A 17,673-nucleotide genomic window follows, 5' to 3' on the forward strand; every position below is an offset into this window, starting at 1 on the left:
CCTATTGCAGTTTGCCGTGGCAGGCCTTGTATTTCAGCGCAGAGCCGCAGGGGCAGGGGGCGTTACGGGCGGTATTGGGGTAGCGAGTGCTCGAACCCTCGATTAACTGGGGACTTGCTTGTTCAAGCTTGATTTCTTCCCTGTTCTGGGTAGTTGACGCTGGAACCGACGCCGACGTTTGTAGGTCCTCTGGTGGCGAGGGTAGATCTGTTGCAAAAGGCAAGATGTCTCGTGACGCCAGTCGCTGATTTACCTTATGCAGACAAGCTTGTGTTTGTGGCCAGATAGCGGCGATGGCCGAATAGTTGGCCAGCCATTTATCGGCCTTAGGGGCCGAGACTGTGTAGCGTGAGTGAGGCAGCTTGCCTTCGCTTCGCTCGGCCAGTGAAGCGTCTAAGGAAAGCTGGCAGAACTCGACTATCTTCTGGGTGGTGCCCTTAGGATCGGCAACCAGATCATGATAGCTGACTAAGTGCCAGCGCTCTTGGGGCAGCTTGTCCAGCGAGGCCATGATGTGCTCGTTGGCCTGACACCACTGGAAGCTGGCGATCTGTTCTAGTGGCTTTCCTCTGAGCGCCTGCCAACCCGGAGGCAGCAGGAGTGACCAGTCGCCGCCCCAGCCGGGCAGGCCTGGGTAGGTGCGAAAACGGCCGCTGCGCCAGGCCTGCATTATGCTGGCAACATTTTCCTTGGGATCCCGCACCAGATAGATGAAGCGGGCGTCGGGAAAGAGCTTAGCGAGAAAGTCGATACGTAGGCTGTTCTTTGGGGTTTTCTCCAGAAAGCGGATCGGTCCTAAGCTCTTCAGGTAGGGTTTCCCCTGATGATCCCTCAGCGCGGCCTCGAAGTCAGCCTTGAGCTGCTGGTCAATATCCGCATCCCAGTCGCTGATATCCAGCGCATTGGAGGCAAATCCCTTAGCGGTGATATTGAGCTGCCTGTGCTTTTCTATTACAGCGTGGCTCTCGCCACCAATGGTCCAGAGTGATTCGCTATGGCTTAAGAGTTCAAAAAGTAGCGTGCTGCCGGATCGCGGCGCCGAGATGATGATAATGGGTCTATCGAAACAGGATTGATGCAACAGCGCCACCTTCTGTAGGGTGTTTTGATATTGTTATGGTGGCTTTACTTTAATGTTATTGCAGAAAAACTCAAGTGGGCGGCTCGTTTGGCAGTTCCAAGTTATGGCTCTGGAAGAGGGGATGTGCAGGGTTCAACAAAAGTGAAGTCTGGGCGTCTGAATGAGTTTTGGAGATAGGTAGCGGCGGGCCGACACATTTGCTTGCACTCTTACGCTTCAATGAATGTGACGCTTTGCGCAGCTTTACATTGCTTTACCCACCTAAGGGCGGTGCCATTTTACAATAGGGGCAGTCGAAAAGCCCATGGATAAGATACCGCCCCAATGGATAAAAAATACCTGTACATTCCCCTTGGCGTGCTGGCGCTAGCCGCCTTGCTCACCTTTGCCGTTGCTGCCAATCAGGCCAAGAGCCAGTCGCCAACATATCAGCCCCAAGTTGTAAAGGGCAAAGCTGCTAACGGCAAAGCTGCTAATGCCAACACAGCTAATGTCAAAGCTGGGGCCAGAGCCGTGCCGATTGCCAGTGCCCGGGTCGAGGCCCATGAAGTGGCTCAGCATCTCTCTTTGGTCGGCAAGCTTGCCGCCAATCGCTCGGTGCAGATAGCTGCCGAGGTATCGGGTAAGGTGCAGGCGATCAACTTAAGCGATAATCAGGCGGTGTCTCAGGGGCAGGTATTGGTGCATCTCGAAGATGCCAAGGCCAAGGCAAATCTTGCAGAGGCCAAGGCCTATCTGAACGATGAGCGGCGCAAGTTAGGCGAGTACAAGCGGCTGATAAAACAGCACGCTATTACTCAGACCGAGATAGATGCTCAGCTGGCCAGCGTCGATATCGCCGAGGCCAGGCTGCAGGCCGCCCAGGCGGACCTGGATTATCACACCCTCAAGGCCCCCTTCGACGGTGTGATTGGGCTGGTGGACTTTAGTCTGGGCAAGCTGGTGAGCGTGGGCAGCGAGCTGGTAAGCCTGGACGATCTCTCCAGCATGCGTCTGGATCTGCAGATCCCCGAGCGTTATCTGTCGCAGATCTACCTAGGCATGCCTGTGGTGGCCAGCAGCAGTGCCTGGCCAGGCGAGCAGTTTCATGGTCAGGTGGTGGCCATGGCGCCGCGGATCAACTCCGAGACCCTCAATCTTAAGGTGAGGGTGAATTTCGACAACCCCAGCCTTCAGCTCAGGCCCGGCATGTTGATCTCGGCGCGGCTTGATTTTGCCCCTGTGACTCAGGCGGTAGTGCCGGTTCAGGCGCTGGAATACTCAGGCACCAAACGTTTCGTCTATGTGATCGACAGCGACAATATCGCCCGCCGCACTCAGGTGACCCTGGGGGCGCGTATCGACGATCAGGTGCTGATCGATGATGGCTTATCCTTGGGCGACAGAATCGTGGTCAAGGGGCTGGTTAACATGCGTGATGGCATCAAGGTGGAAGATGTTGAAACCGGCCAGCTCGCCGAGGGGCTGGGAGGCAGGCGTTTGACTCAGACCCAGACCCAGACTCAGACTCAGGTCCAGACTCAGGTCCAGACTCAGGTCCAGACGGGCGAGACTGAAACCGCGCGGGGGCAGAGCTAATGTTGCTGTCGGATGTGTCGGTAAAACGCCCTGTGGTGGCGCTCGTCTTAAGCTTACTGCTGTGTGTATTTGGTCTGGTGAGTTTCTCCAAGCTGGCGGTGCGAGAGATGCCGGATGTGGAGAGCCCCGTGGTGACTGTGATGACCAGTTACAGCGGCGCCTCGGCCAGCATCATGGAGAGTCAGATCACCACAGTGCTCGAGGATGAGCTGACGGGGATCAGCGGTATCGACGAGATCACCTCTGTGACCCGCAACGGCATGTCACGCATCACCATCAGCTTCGATCTGGACTGGAACCTAACCGAAGGGGTGAGCGATGTGCGCGACGCCGTGGCTCGCGCCCAGCGCCGTCTGCCCGACGAGGCGGATGAGCCCATCGTTTCCAAGGATAATGGGTCGGGCGAACCTTCCGTCTACATCAACCTCAGCTCCAGCACCATGGACAGGACTCAGCTGACCGACTATGCCCAGCGAGTGCTTGAGGACAGATTTAGCCTGATCACCGGGGTGAGCTCGGTAAATATCTCCGGCGGTCTCTACAAGGTGATGTATGTGCAGTTGGATCCTAAGTTGATGGCCGGACGCGGGGTGACCACCACAGATATTACCGATGCGCTGCGCAGCGAAAACGTGGAGAGCCCGGGCGGTGAGGTGCGCAACGACACGACTGTAATGACAGTGCGCACCGCCAGGCTCTATCTGCATCCCGAAGACTTCGATTACCTGGTGGTGCGAACTGCAAGCGACGGTAGCCCCATCTATCTCAAGGATGTGGCGCGGGTGTTTATCGGCGCCGAGAATGAAAACTCCACCTTCAAGAGTGACGGCGTGCCTAACCTCAGCTTAGGGATCGTGGCCCAGTCGGATGCCAATCCTCTGCAGGTGGCGCAGCGGGTGCGCGAGGAGGTGGATAAGCTCCAGAAATTCCTGCCCGAGGGCACTCAGCTGTCGGTGGATTATGACTCGACCGTCTTTATCGACCAGTCTATCGGCGAGGTGTACAACACCCTCTATATCACCGGGGCCCTGGTGGTCTTGGTGCTTTATCTGTTTATCGGTCAGGCTAGGGCGACGCTGATCCCTGCGGTGACCGTGCCTGTGTCGCTGATCTCGGCCTTCATCGCCGCCAACTACCTGGGTTACTCCATCAATCTCCTGACCCTGATGGCGCTCATCCTGGCTATCGGCCTGGTGGTGGATGATGCCATCGTGGTCGTTGAAAACATCTTTCATCATATCGAGCGGGGGGAACCTGCGATTCTGGCGGCCTATAAGGGTGCCAGAGAGGTGGGGTTTGCCGTGGTGGCGACTACCGCCGTGTTGGTGATGGTGTTTCTGCCTATCTCCTTCATGGATGGCATGGTGGGGCGCCTCTTTACCGAGTTTGCCGTGATGCTGGCCATGGCGGTGATCTTCTCATCGGTTATCGCCCTAACCCTGACCCCAGTGCTTGGCAGCAAGCTCCTCAAGCGTAAACACAGGCCCAAAGCCCTTAACCGCTTGATGGACAGCGGCTTCGCTCGACTCGAAGCCTGGTATCGCCGCGCCGTGGCCTGGGCGGTGCGTTACCGCCTGGCGGCGCCAGTGGTGATTGTCGCCTGTGTCATAGGAAGCGGTCTGCTGATGAACCAGGTGCCGGCGCAGCTGGCGCCCCAGGAAGACAGAGGGGTGATCTTCGCCTTCGTCAAGGGCGCGGAGGGCACCAGCTACAACCGTATGACGTCTAATATGGATATCGTCGAGCAGCGGCTGATGCCACTGCTCAGTCAGGGGGTGATCAAATCCTTTAGCGTACAGGCGCCGGCGTTCGGGGGGCGGGCCGGGGATCAAACCGGCTTTGTGATCATGCAGCTAGAGGATTGGCAGGCCCGTGATATCAACGCGCAGCAGGCGCTGGCCGTGGTGGCTAAGGCGCTCAAGGGGATCCCCGATGTCATGGTGCGGCCCATGTTGCCCGGCTTTAGGGGCAAGTCCAGCGAGCCGGTGCAATTTGTGCTGGGCGGCAGTGACTATGATGAGCTGTTTAAGTGGGCGAGCAAGCTTAAGGCGATCGCCGATGCCTCGCCAATCGTCACGGGGGCCGATCTCGACTATGCCGAGACCACCCCAGAGCTGGTGGTGAGCGTGGATAGGCAACGCGCCGCCGAGCTTGGGATCAGCGTGGCTCAGGTGTCTCAGACGCTAGAGGTGATGCTAGGTGGACGCAGCGAGACCAGCTTTATCGAACGCGGCGAAGAGTATGACGTATATCTGCGGGGCAAGGAGGAGAGCTTTAACAGCATGGCGGATTTGAGCCAGATCTATATGCGCGCCGCCAACGGTGAGCTGATCACCCTAGATGCCATCACCCATATCGAGGAGGTCGCCTCGGCCCATAAGCTAAGCCATACCAATAAGCAGAAGTCGATCACTCTCAAGGCCAACCTCGGTGAGGGCTATACCTTAGGTGAGGCGCTTGACTTCCTCGATGCCAAGGCTATCGAGATCTTACCCGGGGATATCAGCATCAGCTACACGGGGGAGTCGAAAGAGTTTAAGGAAAATCAAAGCAGCGTCATGCTGGTCTTCGCCCTAGCGCTGCTTGTAGCCTACCTGGTGCTGGCGGCCCAGTTCGAGAGTTTCATCAACCCGCTGGTGGTGATGCTGACGGTTCCTATGGGGATCTTCGGCGGATTCATCGGTCTCTATCTGATGGGGCTCGGGCTCAACATCTATAGCCAGATCGGGATGATCATGCTGATCGGCATGGTGACTAAGAACGGCATACTGATCGTCGAGTTTGCCAATCAGCTCAGGGATAGGGGCGCCTCGCTGGAACAGGCGATACTGGACGCCTCCGCGCGTCGCCTGCGCCCCATTCTGATGACGGCCTTCACCACCTTGGTCGGTGCCGTGCCCTTGATTCTATCGAGCGGCGCCGGTTCTGAGAGCCGGATCGCCGTGGGCACAGTTGTGTTCTTCGGCATGGCGTTCGCCACCCTGGTGACCCTGTTGGTGATCCCTGCCATGTATCGGCTGATCTCGGGTCGCACCCGCTCACCGGGTTTCGTCGCCGCCCAGCTTGAGACCGCCATCGCCAAACAGCAGGCAAGCGGCGCCTTAGTGGCTGGATGTTCGACTAGGTGACTCGATGCAAGAGTGACGCTCTTGTCTTGCCTCTGTGTGAGATAGGGGCAAGACAGAGAAAAGACAGAGACAAGACCTTCACTGTGTTTCATCTGATCCTTAAGGGGTAAAGGTAAAATGCCTTTCACAGAGAACTTGTCTCAGTGCCAATGCTGTAGAGGTCGATGTTGAGCCGGTTGACCCTGTAAGTTGCCAACTCTTGGCTTGCTAACTTGTTTCCTTAAATACAGAGAGTGTTATTCAAAGGCATTAGTTAGGAAGAGCAGATTTAAAGATGGAGCTGACTCATTGCCGATGAAATTGAGGCGTTGGATTATCTTTTACTTATTATTTCACATCGATAATCGTTTCTAAATTTGTTGTCTTAAAGATGATTGTCATAAAAGGTGATTGTCATAAAAGATGATTACCTCAAACAATTCATTAGATTAATTTCATGTTTCTATGTTTGGCTTAAATAGCCATTAAGTTGAAAAATTTACATCTTAAAGAAAAAGTGAATATTTCACAGGCTTTGTTGATTAAATATTCATCATAATAACTGAGATGGCGCGAGTGTCATTAATACGACGGCTGACTCTATCTTGTTTTCATCTGGCTAGTTGTTTAATTAACGCCACCTGCTTTCAAATAAATCCTTTTTGCTCAGTTGTTTAATTTGTGTTGGAGTTTTTGCTTTAGCTTGGGATTGTTTGTTTATTAAACTGGTCATGCCAGTGTCAATAAAATAGCACTCCTGCTGGCCAAGTTCGCTATTCATTCAAAATTCGATGTTCCTCCTGTTTGCATGATTCAATTTGGTTAAAAATGTTGCATTTTGTATCGATGGCGTGTTAAATCCGCTTTCTATCGCACTTTTGTCTCATCTTGTATAGCCAAATTCATGCTTCCGGCTAGTGTTCTCTTGTCTGAAAGTCTGTCTTTGGTTGATAGCCTTTGTCATCTAGGGTTGAGAGTGGAGCCGTAAGAGTGGGGTAAGGGGTCATTTAAAAAAAGTTAAAAAAATTTGAAGTAATAGGTTTAGTGAAATGGATATTTTGCGCGCTGGTCAGTCTGCTCTGGCAAATATCATAATGCAGCGAAAGGGAGAGCTTGTGAAAAGCTTTGTTGCTCTGTTGACTGCCATCATGAGTCTTCTCTCGGCTTCTTCGTGGGCCGACGATACCGAGTTATATGTCTATGAGGCGAGCGCCCGTACTGGGGCTAGGCCACAAATCCTGATCATCTTCGATAACTCTGGCAGTATGAGCACCAAAGTCTATGACGTGGATAAACCTTATACGCCGGGAGCTGGGGGCGGCTCGCGTTACAATAACGGCAAGAAAGGGATGCTCTATTACGTAAAAGGTGATCAGGGTAAGAATAAGTTGCCCGACCCCGATGACCCTAATGAACGACGTAAATTTTCAGGCACCATCAATAGCTGCGGTAGCTCCTGGGAGTTCCTGAACGACTATGGCATCTTTACCGGTTTCTTCCGTAAGTATACCTTTAGCGGTGCCAACGGTGCCTGGCGTGAGTTTGGCGATAACAATGGTCTGAATGCTAAGGCGGTGGATTGCTACGAAGATATTCAGGAAGGCAATTATCTTAATGCTAAGGGATTAACCTCGGGGCTACCTGTCGATAGTTTGGGATCTCCCACCACGCCTATCATGTATAACAATGTCAGCAGTAGTTCGAGTGATAGCATCAAGAAGACCGCCAAGGAGCAGGCGCAGCTTACCGGCTTTGGTACCGGGCGGGTGCTCACCGTGTATACCGAGGATTACCTTCGCTGGCATCACAATGCAAACAAGAAACAAGAAGATAAAACTCGCTTAGAGCTGGCCAAAGATGCGATTAAAAACGTCATCTTAACCACCCCGGGAGTGGATTTCGGCCTGGCAATTTTCAACATGAATGGCCCAGATGACACCCTATATAATGGCCGTAACGGTGGGCGCATCATCAAAGCCATTCAGACCCTGACGCCAGGGCAAAAAAAGACACTACTCAGTGGGGTTAAAGATATTGAGTATGGCTGGAACACCCCCCTGTGTGAAACCCTTTACGAGGCCTATCGTTACTTCGCCGGTAAGTCTGTGGAGTTTGGCGATGATGATAAGGATTATACCTATGAATCATGGGGCCGATGGGTAACTTATAGAGCCAATAAAAATGATAGTTTGGACAAGGATGCGCTTGTTAAGGGAACAAATACCTATCAATCCCCCTTTAAGAAGTGTCAGAACAACGCCTATATCGTCTTCATAACAGATGGGGAACCGACCCTAGACAGCGCCGCCGATGTGGAAGTCACGAAGTTAACCGGTGGCGTCGATAAGCACAGCACTAGTTACATGAGCGCGCTGTCGAGTTGGATGTATCGCAAAGATGTAAACCCTAACATGGATGGCGATCAGCATGTGATCACCCACACCATTGGCTTCAGTGAGGGGGCAAAAAATGCCGAAGATCTGTTGAAGAAGGTGGCGAGCAAGGGGGGCGGAAGCTATTTCGATGCCACCGATGCGACTAAGCTGCAGGGCTCTATTCAACAGGCGGTGAATGAGGTGTTGGCCAACAGCGCAAGTTTTACTTCTCCCTCTGTGGCCAGCAACAACTTTAACCGTACCCAGACTTTTAACTATGCCTATTACTCCATGTTCCTGCCGGACAGAGGTCCGCGCTGGACGGGGAATATCAAGAAGTTCAGAGTCGCCGCCGATGGGACAGTTTTGGACGCAGAGGGTAAAATAGCGTTGGGTGATGACGGTAACATCAAGGATAGCGCCTGCTCCTACTGGACGCCCAAGAAGCTTTGTGGCGATGGCAACGATGTGCGCAAGGGGGGCGTCCTGTCGGCGATGCAGAGTGCCGATAGCCGAACCCTATACAGTAATTTGGGGGGCGGCATGGATACGCTCAGCCTGTCGGCGGCGGCCACCAAGGCAGGTGGTCAGGAAGACCTGGCCAATTTCATGGGTGTTGATAAGAGTCAGCTCACTAACCTATTCGATTGGGCTAAGGGGCTGGATGTGGACAACGACAAGAACCAGACGACCATTGCCGATCCCGCCAAGAACTGGCGCAATGACATCATGGGTGATGCCCTTCACTCTAAGCCTCTGGCATTGAACTTTGGCAGTAAGTCTAGCCCGGATATACGTATCCTGGTTGGTACCAACCATGGCTTCATGCATATGTTCAAGGATGACACCACTGCCAACGAGGTTAGCGAGAGCTGGGCCTTCATGCCTTATGAACTGCTGCCAAATATCCAGACCCTGAGAAACAATGTGCCGACGGGCGTGCACTCAGTCTATGGTATCGACGGCTCTCCTGTTGCCTATGTGAAAAATGGCGCCTCAGGTGTAGAAAAAGCTTGGCTCTTCTTCGGCATGCGTCGCGGTGGTGATAGTTACTATGCCCTGGATATCAGCAACCCTGATTCGCCAAGCTTCAAGTGGCGTATCGATGCCAGCTCGCCGGGCCTGAGTGAGCTTGGACAATCCTGGTCGACACCTGTGGTGACCACGATTCGCAGTGCCAGCGGCACGGAAAAACCTGTGCTCATCTTCGGTGCTGGGTATTCACCTGCGGGTAAAGATGGTAAAGACCTTGGCACTAAGGATAACAAAGGGCGTGGCGTGTTTATCGTCGATGCCGATACCGGCAAACTGATCCATCAATTTGGCGCCGGTGGCGGCACGGCCCTGCCAGGGATTCAGGACAGTATTCCTAGCGGTGTGGCGGTACTCGATGCCAGTGGCGATGGCAATACCGACCGTATCTATGCGGTCGATACCGGTGGTAGTGTCTGGCGCATGGATATGCCAAGGGCGGATAAGGCTAGCTGGTCAGCCTTTAAGTTTGCCGATCTAGGTGGCAAGTCGCTGCTGCAGAATCGTCGCTTCTACTCGGCCCCAGTTGTGGCGCAGACCATGATTAACAATGTCTCAGTGGTTGATTATACAGTCAATGGCAAGACTACTAGGGTAACCACGAGTCAGAATGTACCTTACGATGCCGTGGTGGTGGGCAGTGGCCACAGGGCGGCGCCGTCCGATACCTCCCGCGAAGACATGTTTTTCACCCTACAAGATAGAAACGTGGTGACTCAGACCTTCGGCGGCACGGGCAGGCCTAAGGCGCCAGCGCCTTTGACTCTTAGCGACCTCTACGAAACGACCAAGTTGAAGGCTAATCAAGCGCCCGACAAGATTGCTATTAGTAAGAAGCGCGGGTGGTATTTTAAACTTCCTGGGCTTGGTGAGAAGAATCTGTCACCGGCGACTATCATTAACGGTCAGGTGTTCTTCACGACCTTTGTGCCGGGTACAGCAGCGAGTAACAACCAGTGCTTAACGTCAGGCATGGGCTTCCTCTATCCCTTTAATCTGCACTATGGCACGAGTAACTACACGTCGGTCGCTCTAGAGGCGGGTAACTTGGTATTAGACACTCCTCAGCTTGTGATCCCTGCCGACAACAAGGGGGGGCAAGGAAAGGATGGTGATGCCTACATGTATCTGATCGGCATAGGTAACGCCGCCGAGAAGATGGAGAAGGTTAAACCCGACGACGATTGCCCCGCCGGGGACAATCGCTGCATAGGTGGCCGACTGCGTGCTCATAAGATCTACTACTATAGCGAGTAGCAAGTGGTCAGAAGCAAATTACATCGTTGACTAATAGAGGCTGAGCGCCTAGCTACTCAGCCAAAGAGTGAGAGGAATAGCGTGAATAAATTAATTTTGCTGGTGCTACTGGCATTATGTGTAATAGCCGGGCCGCTCAAGGCCGAGCCGAGGGAAGACTATAAGTGTTTCATTGAGACCAATGAGGGGCAGGTTCTGGTGCGTTTCTCCTGGCAGCCCAGCAAGGCGCCACAATATAAAAAGCAGCTCGTCGGTAGTCAGCTGCCCGCGTTACTGCACACGGACGGTAAGCCCATGACGGTGAAGCGCGTCTATGAGTGTGCCAAGAAAGAAGAGGCGTTTAGTACCAGTCAGGGCCGCATGTTAGAGCACAATTGGCCCATGGAAGGTTAGTTGTCACTAAGAGTGTCATCATGAATGTCATCTATAGTGCCAATGACAGAGCTATCGAGGCGTCATAAAAAAAGCCGGGTTATTACCCGGCTTTTTACTTCTATCAAGTGCGACTTATCAAATATCAGGCCTTGGCCAAGCCTTCTTTAGCGTCTCGGTTGCTAGGACTCTCGATCGTTTGTTTTGCGCGGCGCCGTGTTTGCGGTTTACGCCGTGCCCGCCACATCAGGTAACCGGAAAGGGCCATCAGGCTAGGTAAGAAGCCCACCACACACCAGATAATTTTGCTGACCAGCCCGCCGAAGTTGCCGTAATGCAGCGGGCGGAAACTATCGACAAATTGATAAAGTGCGCCGGCCTTGGTGGCATCGACACTGGCGCTGAGCTGACCGGATTTATCATCGAAACTGACGATAGAGCCATAGTCGCTGCGAAGCGCGCCGCGATCTTGGGCGGCGCCAAAAAGGTGGATGCCGGCATAGCTCTTGTCGGGGAAGCGCACATAGTGGGTCTGAAAGCCTGGGATCACCTGAGTCGCCTGTGTCAGCAGCGCTTCCACATCCAGCTGCTTGTTGTAGTAACTCTGGGTGACGATTAGGGTCTTGGGGTCGGGTTCGTGCCACTCCTCGATGATGTGCTCTATGTTCCACCAGGCACCGGTGAAGCCCAGGATCAGGAACAGTGGCGCACCTATGATCCCCAGCATCTTGTGGCTATCGCTGAGAAACAGGCGCAGACTCTTGCCCCATCTAAGGGTGAAAAAGGTTCGCCAAAACTGACGGTGTAATATAAACCCAGATAAGGAGAGCAAGATCAGCAAGATAGATACTAATGCAGTAACCGCTAGCCCCAGATGATCCGCAAGCAGGGTGTAGTGCAGCTCCAACAGCCAGTCCAGCAGGTAGTGACTCAGGCCGACAGGTTGGCTCAGTAGGCTGCCTTGGCTAGGGTCGACAAACAGGAGTTGCCAGTCGTAGGTGCCTTGCTTGGCGACATAGAGCTTGTCTGCCTCGCCGGCGTTAGGTGCAAACTGCCAGCCAAGAATTTCATGTTGTGGCAACGCCTCATCTGCCGACCTCAGTAGCTGGGTGAAACTCAGGCGGGTCTCGCTGGCGGCGAGCACCTTTTCCGGCATCAATAGGTGTTCGAGCTCGCTCTTAAACACCAACACACTGCCGGTCAGAGCGATGATAAATAGCGGTAGGGCGGCGAAGAGTCCGAGCCAACCATGCCATTTCCATAGGAGACGACGCATTAGATTATTACCTTTCGTTTTGGCGCCATTGCCATGCTCCACGCTGTGTGAGCGGCAGGGCAGAAGAATAAAATTGCAGCTTAACACTAATGAGAATTAATTTCATTCTCAACTTGTGGCATATGGAAATGGGTCACACTTTGGCTAGAAACAGTTGGCTAAAAACAGTTGGCCAAAAACAGTGGATGAATGCGTCTGGTGAAAGGCGAAAGAAGTGACTTTGGAATAGGTGGAAAAGGAAGGATGCCAAGGTGTGAGGTTGTTGAGTTAAGTCTATGTTTTTTAGACTTTTTTTGACGCTGTCATTAGGGGGGTAAGGTTTGGTGATAGGCAAGAGCCTAGCCAAGTCCCTGCAAAGCTAAGTTAAGAAGTCGCCTAGCTAGTCAAAGCTGTAGACTGGCTAGGCGGCGGATATCATAGCGGTGTTTGGCTGCCGTCATACTGACCGCGGATCAGCTGGTCTTTCTCTATGAGGAGCAGTTCACCAGACAGGCCTTTTTTGATGCTGCTGTCGATGGCGAGAACCCGGTTGTCGAACAGGCCTAGTACCCGAGTCTGTGAGGTATGGCCCACGACGATGCGCTTGACCTTGAAGTAGTCCAGGATGTTGGCCAGCTCCTGGGTATCGAAGTCTGGCTTAAAGTAGCCGCGATACCAGGTGGGGCCGTTGCCGAAGAAGAGAAAGTTGAGCAGCTCATCTTGCTTCAGCTCAGCCTTACTCTTGTCGATATTTTCCCGGTAGAGGCTGTTGGCCCTGGCCAGTGTCAAGCCGCGGTCGACCCACTCCTGACTGATACCGCCGTGGAGGAAGAGGGTGTCGTTGATCTTAACGATAGTGTGCTTACTTCTCAGCCATTGGCCGAGTTCGCTGTCTTGACCGTAGAGCGCATCATAGGGGCGATCAAGCAGCTTGCTGACAGTCTGGTACTTGTCGTTGACGTAGCGCAGGTCACCGCGCATCACCATCTGTTCGTGGTTGCCCATCAACAGGTGCAGCTGGCCGCCGGCGGCCTTGGCCTGCTTGTCGAGCTTGTACATGAACCAGAGTACCTCGTTAACCTGAGGGCCGCGGTCGAACATATCGCCCGTCATCACCATATGGCCCTTGCCGAAGGCCCAGTTGTTATCCTGGTCGATGATCTTATGGCGGCGCAGCAGCTGCAGCAGCACCTCATATTGACCATGAACGTCGCTGAGCGCCACTATCTTATCCACTCCCTGATAGCTGTCTGCCAGCACCTCTTTAGCCTGCGGATTCAGGTTGGGCTCAGGAAGTTTGCCGCAATGTTCGGGGCGACTCAGCTTACCTTGATCGACGCGGGTCTGTTTATGCTCTCCTTCGCAGATCCAATCGGCCATATCGGCCTTGGGGTTGAGAAATAGATAGGGGCCGTCATTAATGCCTGAATTCGTACTGGCTTGAGTCACTGCCTTAGTCTCTTGCTCAGTTTGTGCCTGAACGGCTAAAACCTGTAGGGGCAGTAAACCGGCCAGGCATAAGCTGGCCGCCTTAAGCGCTGAGTCTAGGGGCATTAGCCTGAGTGTTCTATTCAAGACAAATCCTTTTATTATTCTGATGTTGTTGGCGGATAGGCGTTCAATCCTAGCACGCTTTTGTTTCCGTGTTAGACCCTTTTAAAAAGGGGATCAGGTTTTGGGAAGAGAAGATAAAAAAACGGAGGCTGCTGCCTCCGTTTGTATGTGCTTTGCGCTATTGAAATTACTCGAGAGTGTGAGATGCGCGCGTTAACTCATGCGCTTGTACTTGAGACGGTGCGGCTCAATCACATCCGTACCCAGAGTCTCTTTCAGCCAGGTCGAGTATTCTGTGTAGTTACCTTCGTAGAAGTTCACCTGACCCTCGTCGCGGTAATCCAGGATGTGGGTGGCGATTCTGTCGAGGAACCAACGGTCATGCGAGATCACCATGGCACAGCCAGGGAATTCAAGCAGGGCTTCTTCCAGGGCGCGCAGGGTTTCGACGTCGAGATCGTTGGTGGGCTCATCGAGGAGCAGCACGTTACCGCCCGCCTGGAGCAGCTTGGCAAGGTGCACACGGTTGCGCTCACCACCGGACAGGGTGCCGATGATCTTCTGCTGATCGCCGCCGCGGAAGTTGAAGCGGCCCACGTAGGCGCGGCTCGGGATCTCAGTGTTGTTGATACGCATGATATCTTGACCGCCGGAGATCTCCTCCCATACGGTCGCCTTGTCGTTCATGGCATCACGGAACTGCTCCACCGAGGCGATCTGAACCGTATCACCCACTTCGATGCTGCCGCTGTCTGGCTGTTCGGCGCCGCTGATCATCTTAAACAGGGTCGACTTACCGGCACCGTTAGCACCGATAATACCGACGATGGCGCCTTTAGGTACGCTGAAGCTCAGGTTGTCGATCAGCACGCGGTCGCCATAGGACTTGGTCAGGTTGTTCACCTCGATCACCTTGTCACCCAGGCGTGGCCCTGGCGGAATAAACAGTTCGTTGGTCTCGTTACGTTTCTGGTAGTCGTTGGTGTTCAGCTCTTCGAAACGTGCCATACGTGCCTTGCCCTTTGACTGACGGCCCTTGGCACCTTGACGAACCCACTCGAGTTCCTTGGCGATGGTCTTCTGGCGGGCACTTTCGGCAGCCGATTCCTGCTTCAGACGGGCCTCTTTCTGCTCTAGCCAAGAAGAGTAGTTGCCTTCCCATGGGATACCCTCGCCACGGTCGAGTTCTAAGATCCAACCGGCGGCGTTGTCGAGGAAGTATCTATCGTGGGTAATGGCCACAACGGTACCCGTGTATTCTTGCAGGAAGCGCTCTAACCAGGCGACAGACTCGGCGTCCAGGTGGTTGGTCGGTTCGTCCAGCAGCAGCATGTCTGGCTTTTCAAGCAGCAGGCGACAGATGGCCACACGGCGACGCTCACCCCCTGATAATACCTCAATCTTTTCGTCCCAGTCCGGCAGACGCAGGGCGTTGGCGGCGCGCTCGAGAATGTTGTCCAGGTTGTGGGCATCCTGGGCCTGGATGATGGCTTCCAGCTCACCCTGCTCCTTGGCAAGGGCGTCGAAATCGGCATCTGGTTCAGCGTATAGGGCGTAAACCTCATCGAGACGGGTCAGGGCGTTCTTGGCCTCACTTACCGCTTCTTCGATCGCTTCGCGCACTGTCTGCTGAGGATCTAGTTTAGGCTCCTGGGGCAGGTAACCTATCTTAAGATCCTGCATCGGACGCGCTTCACCCTCGATCTCGGTATCGATACCGGCCATGATGCGCAGCAGGGTGGATTTACCCGAACCGTTAAGGCCTAAGACACCGATCTTGGCGCCGGGGAAAAAGCTTAGGGAAATATCTTTGAGGATCTGCTTCTTCGGCGGGACTATCTTGCCCACGCGTAGCATGCTGTATACAAACTGAGCCATAAAAAAGTTTACTCACTGACGAAACAATGGGGGCAATTCTACTGTAATCGCCTTAGAACTTAAATCGGATTTTCGGTCCCTTTTCGCTGGCCTCGCCGCCATGTTCTATGATGAGAAGTTTTTGTTTTGTGACATCTTGTAAAAATTGTTAACATCCTGAGCCGCTCAAGGGGGCATAGCTAAACGCTAGGCGCCATGAATTAAGCGGATGAACACAGTTTCTGATAAAAAGCATCGATTAAAAGCTTTGACCTCAAGCGTTGAAGAAAGAACACAAGAATAAGAATAACGATAAAGATAAGGGATTGATCTTGAAAGCCACATCACCTGTTATTGCCGCCTCCCTGTTAAGTGGTGCCTGCCTGTTATTGCCACTTGCCGCACATGCCGAGTCAGCACAAGCCAAGCCTGTTCAAAAAGCGCCAGCCCAAGGCCAATTGGCGTATGCCTTAGCCTCTGCGTCTCAAGTGCAGCGGCCAGCGGATGAGCCGGCGCAGATTGCGCCGGTAGAGACCATAGACTTGCCGCTTTCACCCAGCGAGAAGGATTGGTGGGGCGCGACACTGGAACTCTCAACCGTGCTGGTGCTTGGCGAGCTGCTGTACAAGACAGGCTCAGAGGCCATGGAAGATGATTTCGATTATGAGATAGATGGCAATGCGGCGGAGTTTTTCTACGACAGGCTGACCACGGGGGCCTCCTGGAAGTATGACGATAACGATATCGGCATGAACTGGGGCCACGCCTACGCCGGCGCCCTCTATTATCAGGCGTTTCGTAACCACGGTTTCAACTACTACGAGTCGACCCTGGGCACCTTTGCCGCCTCCACCATCTGGGAGGTGTTTGCCGAGTATAAGGAAGTGGTGAGTATCAACGATCAGATAGTCACCACCTGGGGCGGCGCCGTGCTGGGGGAGAGCCTGTTTCAGTTTTCCGAGATGCTGGCCGCCAAAGAGGGCTGGTTGCCAACCGGCCTAAGTTATCTGTTTAACCCTTCGCGCACGCTACGAGGTTGGTTTGGTTACCCGAGCCCCAACCGATTCGATCGCAGTCAGACCCAAGACAGCTTCTCTGTGTATACCGGCGTGCGCTACGCCAGCAAAGACAAGGCGGATGTTAGCAGTACCATGGCGATGCTGGGGATGCGTGCGGCCATCGACAGCCGCGAAGGGAAATACGATACCCTCAGCGGCACCCCGAGCCGGGTCGAGATGATGATGGAGACAGCGGTTTCTCAGGAAGGTGTGGAGGAGTGGCAGATGGCCACGCAACTCTTGCTGGGCAGCTACGGGCGCAAACATAAAGGCGGCGGGCTCGCCAGCGACTGGTCTCACAGCTTCTATGTCGGCCCATCGACGGGCATGGAATATACCAGCCTGGGGCTGGAGCTGGATGAAGATTTCTACGCCGTGGTCAACCTGCTGGGCCTGTCGATGGGGGCCAACTGGTCCAATCAAGATATCAGTATCGACCTGCGCGGCGATCTCTTTGGTGACTTTGCCATGGTGAAGCCTTTCGCCACCAAAGATTATCTCTCCCAGGGACGGCATTTCTGGGGCACCAAGTCTGTGCTCTGGGAGGGGGAATATGGCTATGCCTGGGGCCACACCTTTAACCTGTCGCTGGAGGCCAGCTATCGTAATCTCTTACTAGGCATGAAGCTTAAGTCCCAGCGCTGGAGCTCGATCAACGACAAAGAGAACGAGCGCGCGCCCCAGTGGAACCCCAATAACAGCGATCTGGACTTCGACGATGCCAGAGACAGATATGAGATCTATCTCAGCTATGGCATCAGTAAGGATCTGACCCTGAGCCTGCACCATGAGCGGATCGACCGTAGCGGTGAGATCCATGGCATAGACAATCCGGGGATCTACAGCCGCCTCGATGACAGCGAGCAGCGCAGCTGGCTGCAACTCGAATACTACTACTGAGTACCATGACTGATCACGGTTGCTGATTACCATTACTGATTACGATTGCTGATTACCATTACTAATGCAAAATGACGGCCCAGTGCCGTCATTTTTGTTGGGTAATTAAAACAGTGTTTTCGTTCAAAAGGCTGTAAACCAGCCATTTTGTCCCTTGCAAAAAAGGAGTCTTGGCAAATCAGGCCACCTTAACCCCACTTTTGTCCTAAGGTGCATTTTGATGAACATTTCTCAGCCTGAATCGCAA

Annotated in this window: 10 protein-coding genes; 5 read left to right on the top strand and 5 right to left on the bottom strand. The window is 53.7% G+C overall.

The genetic code is table 11. The features are described from left to right. Nucleotide 1: 1 nt before the first annotated feature. Entirely contained in the window at nt 2–1,081 is a 1,080-nt protein-coding gene (locus tag SHEW_RS06050; protein ID WP_011864978.1) for a sulfotransferase, read from the bottom strand. A 324-nt stretch (nt 1,082–1,405) separates the two neighbouring features. On the opposite strand from SHEW_RS06050, the gene SHEW_RS06055 reads away from it, so the two are divergent. Together SHEW_RS06055 and SHEW_RS06060 are read left to right on the top strand one after the other, a co-directional pair. Beyond that, nucleotides 1,406–2,659 carry an efflux RND transporter periplasmic adaptor subunit gene (locus SHEW_RS06055; RefSeq protein ID WP_011864979.1) on the top strand — a complete coding sequence of 418 codons (1,254 nt, stop codon included), beginning with the start codon at nt 1,406–1,408 and terminating at the stop codon, nt 2,657–2,659. Next, nucleotides 2,659–5,787 carry a multidrug efflux RND transporter permease subunit gene (locus SHEW_RS06060; RefSeq protein WP_011864980.1) on the top strand — a complete coding sequence of 1,043 codons (3,129 nt, stop codon included), beginning with the start codon at nt 2,659–2,661 and terminating at the stop codon, nt 5,785–5,787. Before SHEW_RS06055 ends, SHEW_RS06060 begins: the two co-directional genes overlap by 1 nt. Before the next feature lie 610 nt (nt 5,788–6,397). On the opposite strand, the gene SHEW_RS20815 is transcribed toward SHEW_RS06060, so the two are convergent. Then, nucleotides 6,398–6,547 carry a hypothetical protein gene (locus SHEW_RS20815; protein ID WP_190272409.1) on the bottom strand — a complete coding sequence of 50 codons (150 nt, stop codon included), beginning with the start codon at nt 6,545–6,547 and terminating at the stop codon, nt 6,398–6,400. Nucleotides 6,548–6,860: 313 nt separating this feature from the next. On the opposite strand from SHEW_RS20815, the gene SHEW_RS06065 reads away from it, so the two are divergent. Together SHEW_RS06065 and SHEW_RS06070 are read left to right on the top strand one after the other, a co-directional pair. Continuing rightward, on the top strand, nt 6,861–10,430 hold the full coding sequence (locus SHEW_RS06065; RefSeq protein ID WP_041407019.1) for a pilus assembly protein: 3,570 nt from the start codon (nt 6,861–6,863) through the stop codon (nt 10,428–10,430). An 81-nt stretch (nt 10,431–10,511) separates the two neighbouring features. Then, nucleotides 10,512–10,823, top strand: coding sequence for a TapY2 family type IVa secretion system protein (locus tag SHEW_RS06070; RefSeq protein WP_011864982.1), 312 nt, complete (start codon nt 10,512–10,514; stop codon nt 10,821–10,823). 124 nt (nt 10,824–10,947) lie between these two features. Here the strand turns inward: SHEW_RS06070 and SHEW_RS06075 are convergent, their stop codons facing one another. From SHEW_RS06075 to ettA, 3 genes are all read right to left on the bottom strand, one after another. Continuing rightward, a complete protein-coding gene (locus SHEW_RS06075; protein WP_011864983.1) occupies nt 10,948–12,078 on the bottom strand; it encodes a PepSY-associated TM helix domain-containing protein in 1,131 nt (376 codons plus the stop codon). A 414-nt stretch (nt 12,079–12,492) separates the two neighbouring features. Further along, nucleotides 12,493–13,611 carry a metallophosphoesterase gene (locus tag SHEW_RS06080; protein ID WP_011864984.1) on the bottom strand — a complete coding sequence of 373 codons (1,119 nt, stop codon included), beginning with the start codon at nt 13,609–13,611 and terminating at the stop codon, nt 12,493–12,495. Nucleotides 13,612–13,824: 213 nt separating this feature from the next. Further along, nucleotides 13,825–15,489, bottom strand: coding sequence for an energy-dependent translational throttle protein EttA (gene ettA, locus SHEW_RS06085; protein WP_011864985.1), 1,665 nt, complete (start codon nt 15,487–15,489; stop codon nt 13,825–13,827). Between the two features lie 311 nt (nt 15,490–15,800). On the opposite strand from ettA, the gene SHEW_RS06090 reads away from it, so the two are divergent. Further along, nucleotides 15,801–17,426, top strand: a complete 1,626-nt coding sequence (locus tag SHEW_RS06090; protein WP_011864986.1) for a DUF3943 domain-containing protein — start codon at nt 15,801–15,803, stop codon at nt 17,424–17,426. Nucleotides 17,427–17,673 lie beyond the last annotated feature (247 nt).

The organism is Shewanella loihica PV-4, from assembly GCF_000016065.1.
Lineage (GTDB): Bacteria > Pseudomonadota > Gammaproteobacteria > Enterobacterales > Shewanellaceae > Shewanella > Shewanella loihica.

What these genes read in the sequence shown, in the direction of transcription:
- SHEW_RS06075 (WP_011864983.1), bottom strand. Translation starts at nt 12,078, where the DNA reads ATGCGTCGTCTCCTATGGAAATGGCATGGTTGGCTCGGACTCTTCGCC.
- SHEW_RS06060 (WP_011864980.1), top strand. Translation starts at nt 2,659, where the DNA reads ATGTTGCTGTCGGATGTGTCGGTAAAACGCCCTGTGGTGGCGCTCGTC.
- SHEW_RS06080 (WP_011864984.1), bottom strand. Translation starts at nt 13,611, where the DNA reads ATGCCCCTAGACTCAGCGCTTAAGGCGGCCAGCTTATGCCTGGCCGGT.
- SHEW_RS06065 (WP_041407019.1), top strand. Translation starts at nt 6,861, where the DNA reads ATGCAGCGAAAGGGAGAGCTTGTGAAAAGCTTTGTTGCTCTGTTGACT.
- SHEW_RS06055 (WP_011864979.1), top strand. Translation starts at nt 1,406, where the DNA reads ATGGATAAAAAATACCTGTACATTCCCCTTGGCGTGCTGGCGCTAGCC.
- ettA (WP_011864985.1), bottom strand. Translation starts at nt 15,489, where the DNA reads ATGGCTCAGTTTGTATACAGCATGCTACGCGTGGGCAAGATAGTCCCG.
- SHEW_RS20815 (WP_190272409.1), bottom strand. Translation starts at nt 6,547, where the DNA reads ATGAATAGCGAACTTGGCCAGCAGGAGTGCTATTTTATTGACACTGGC.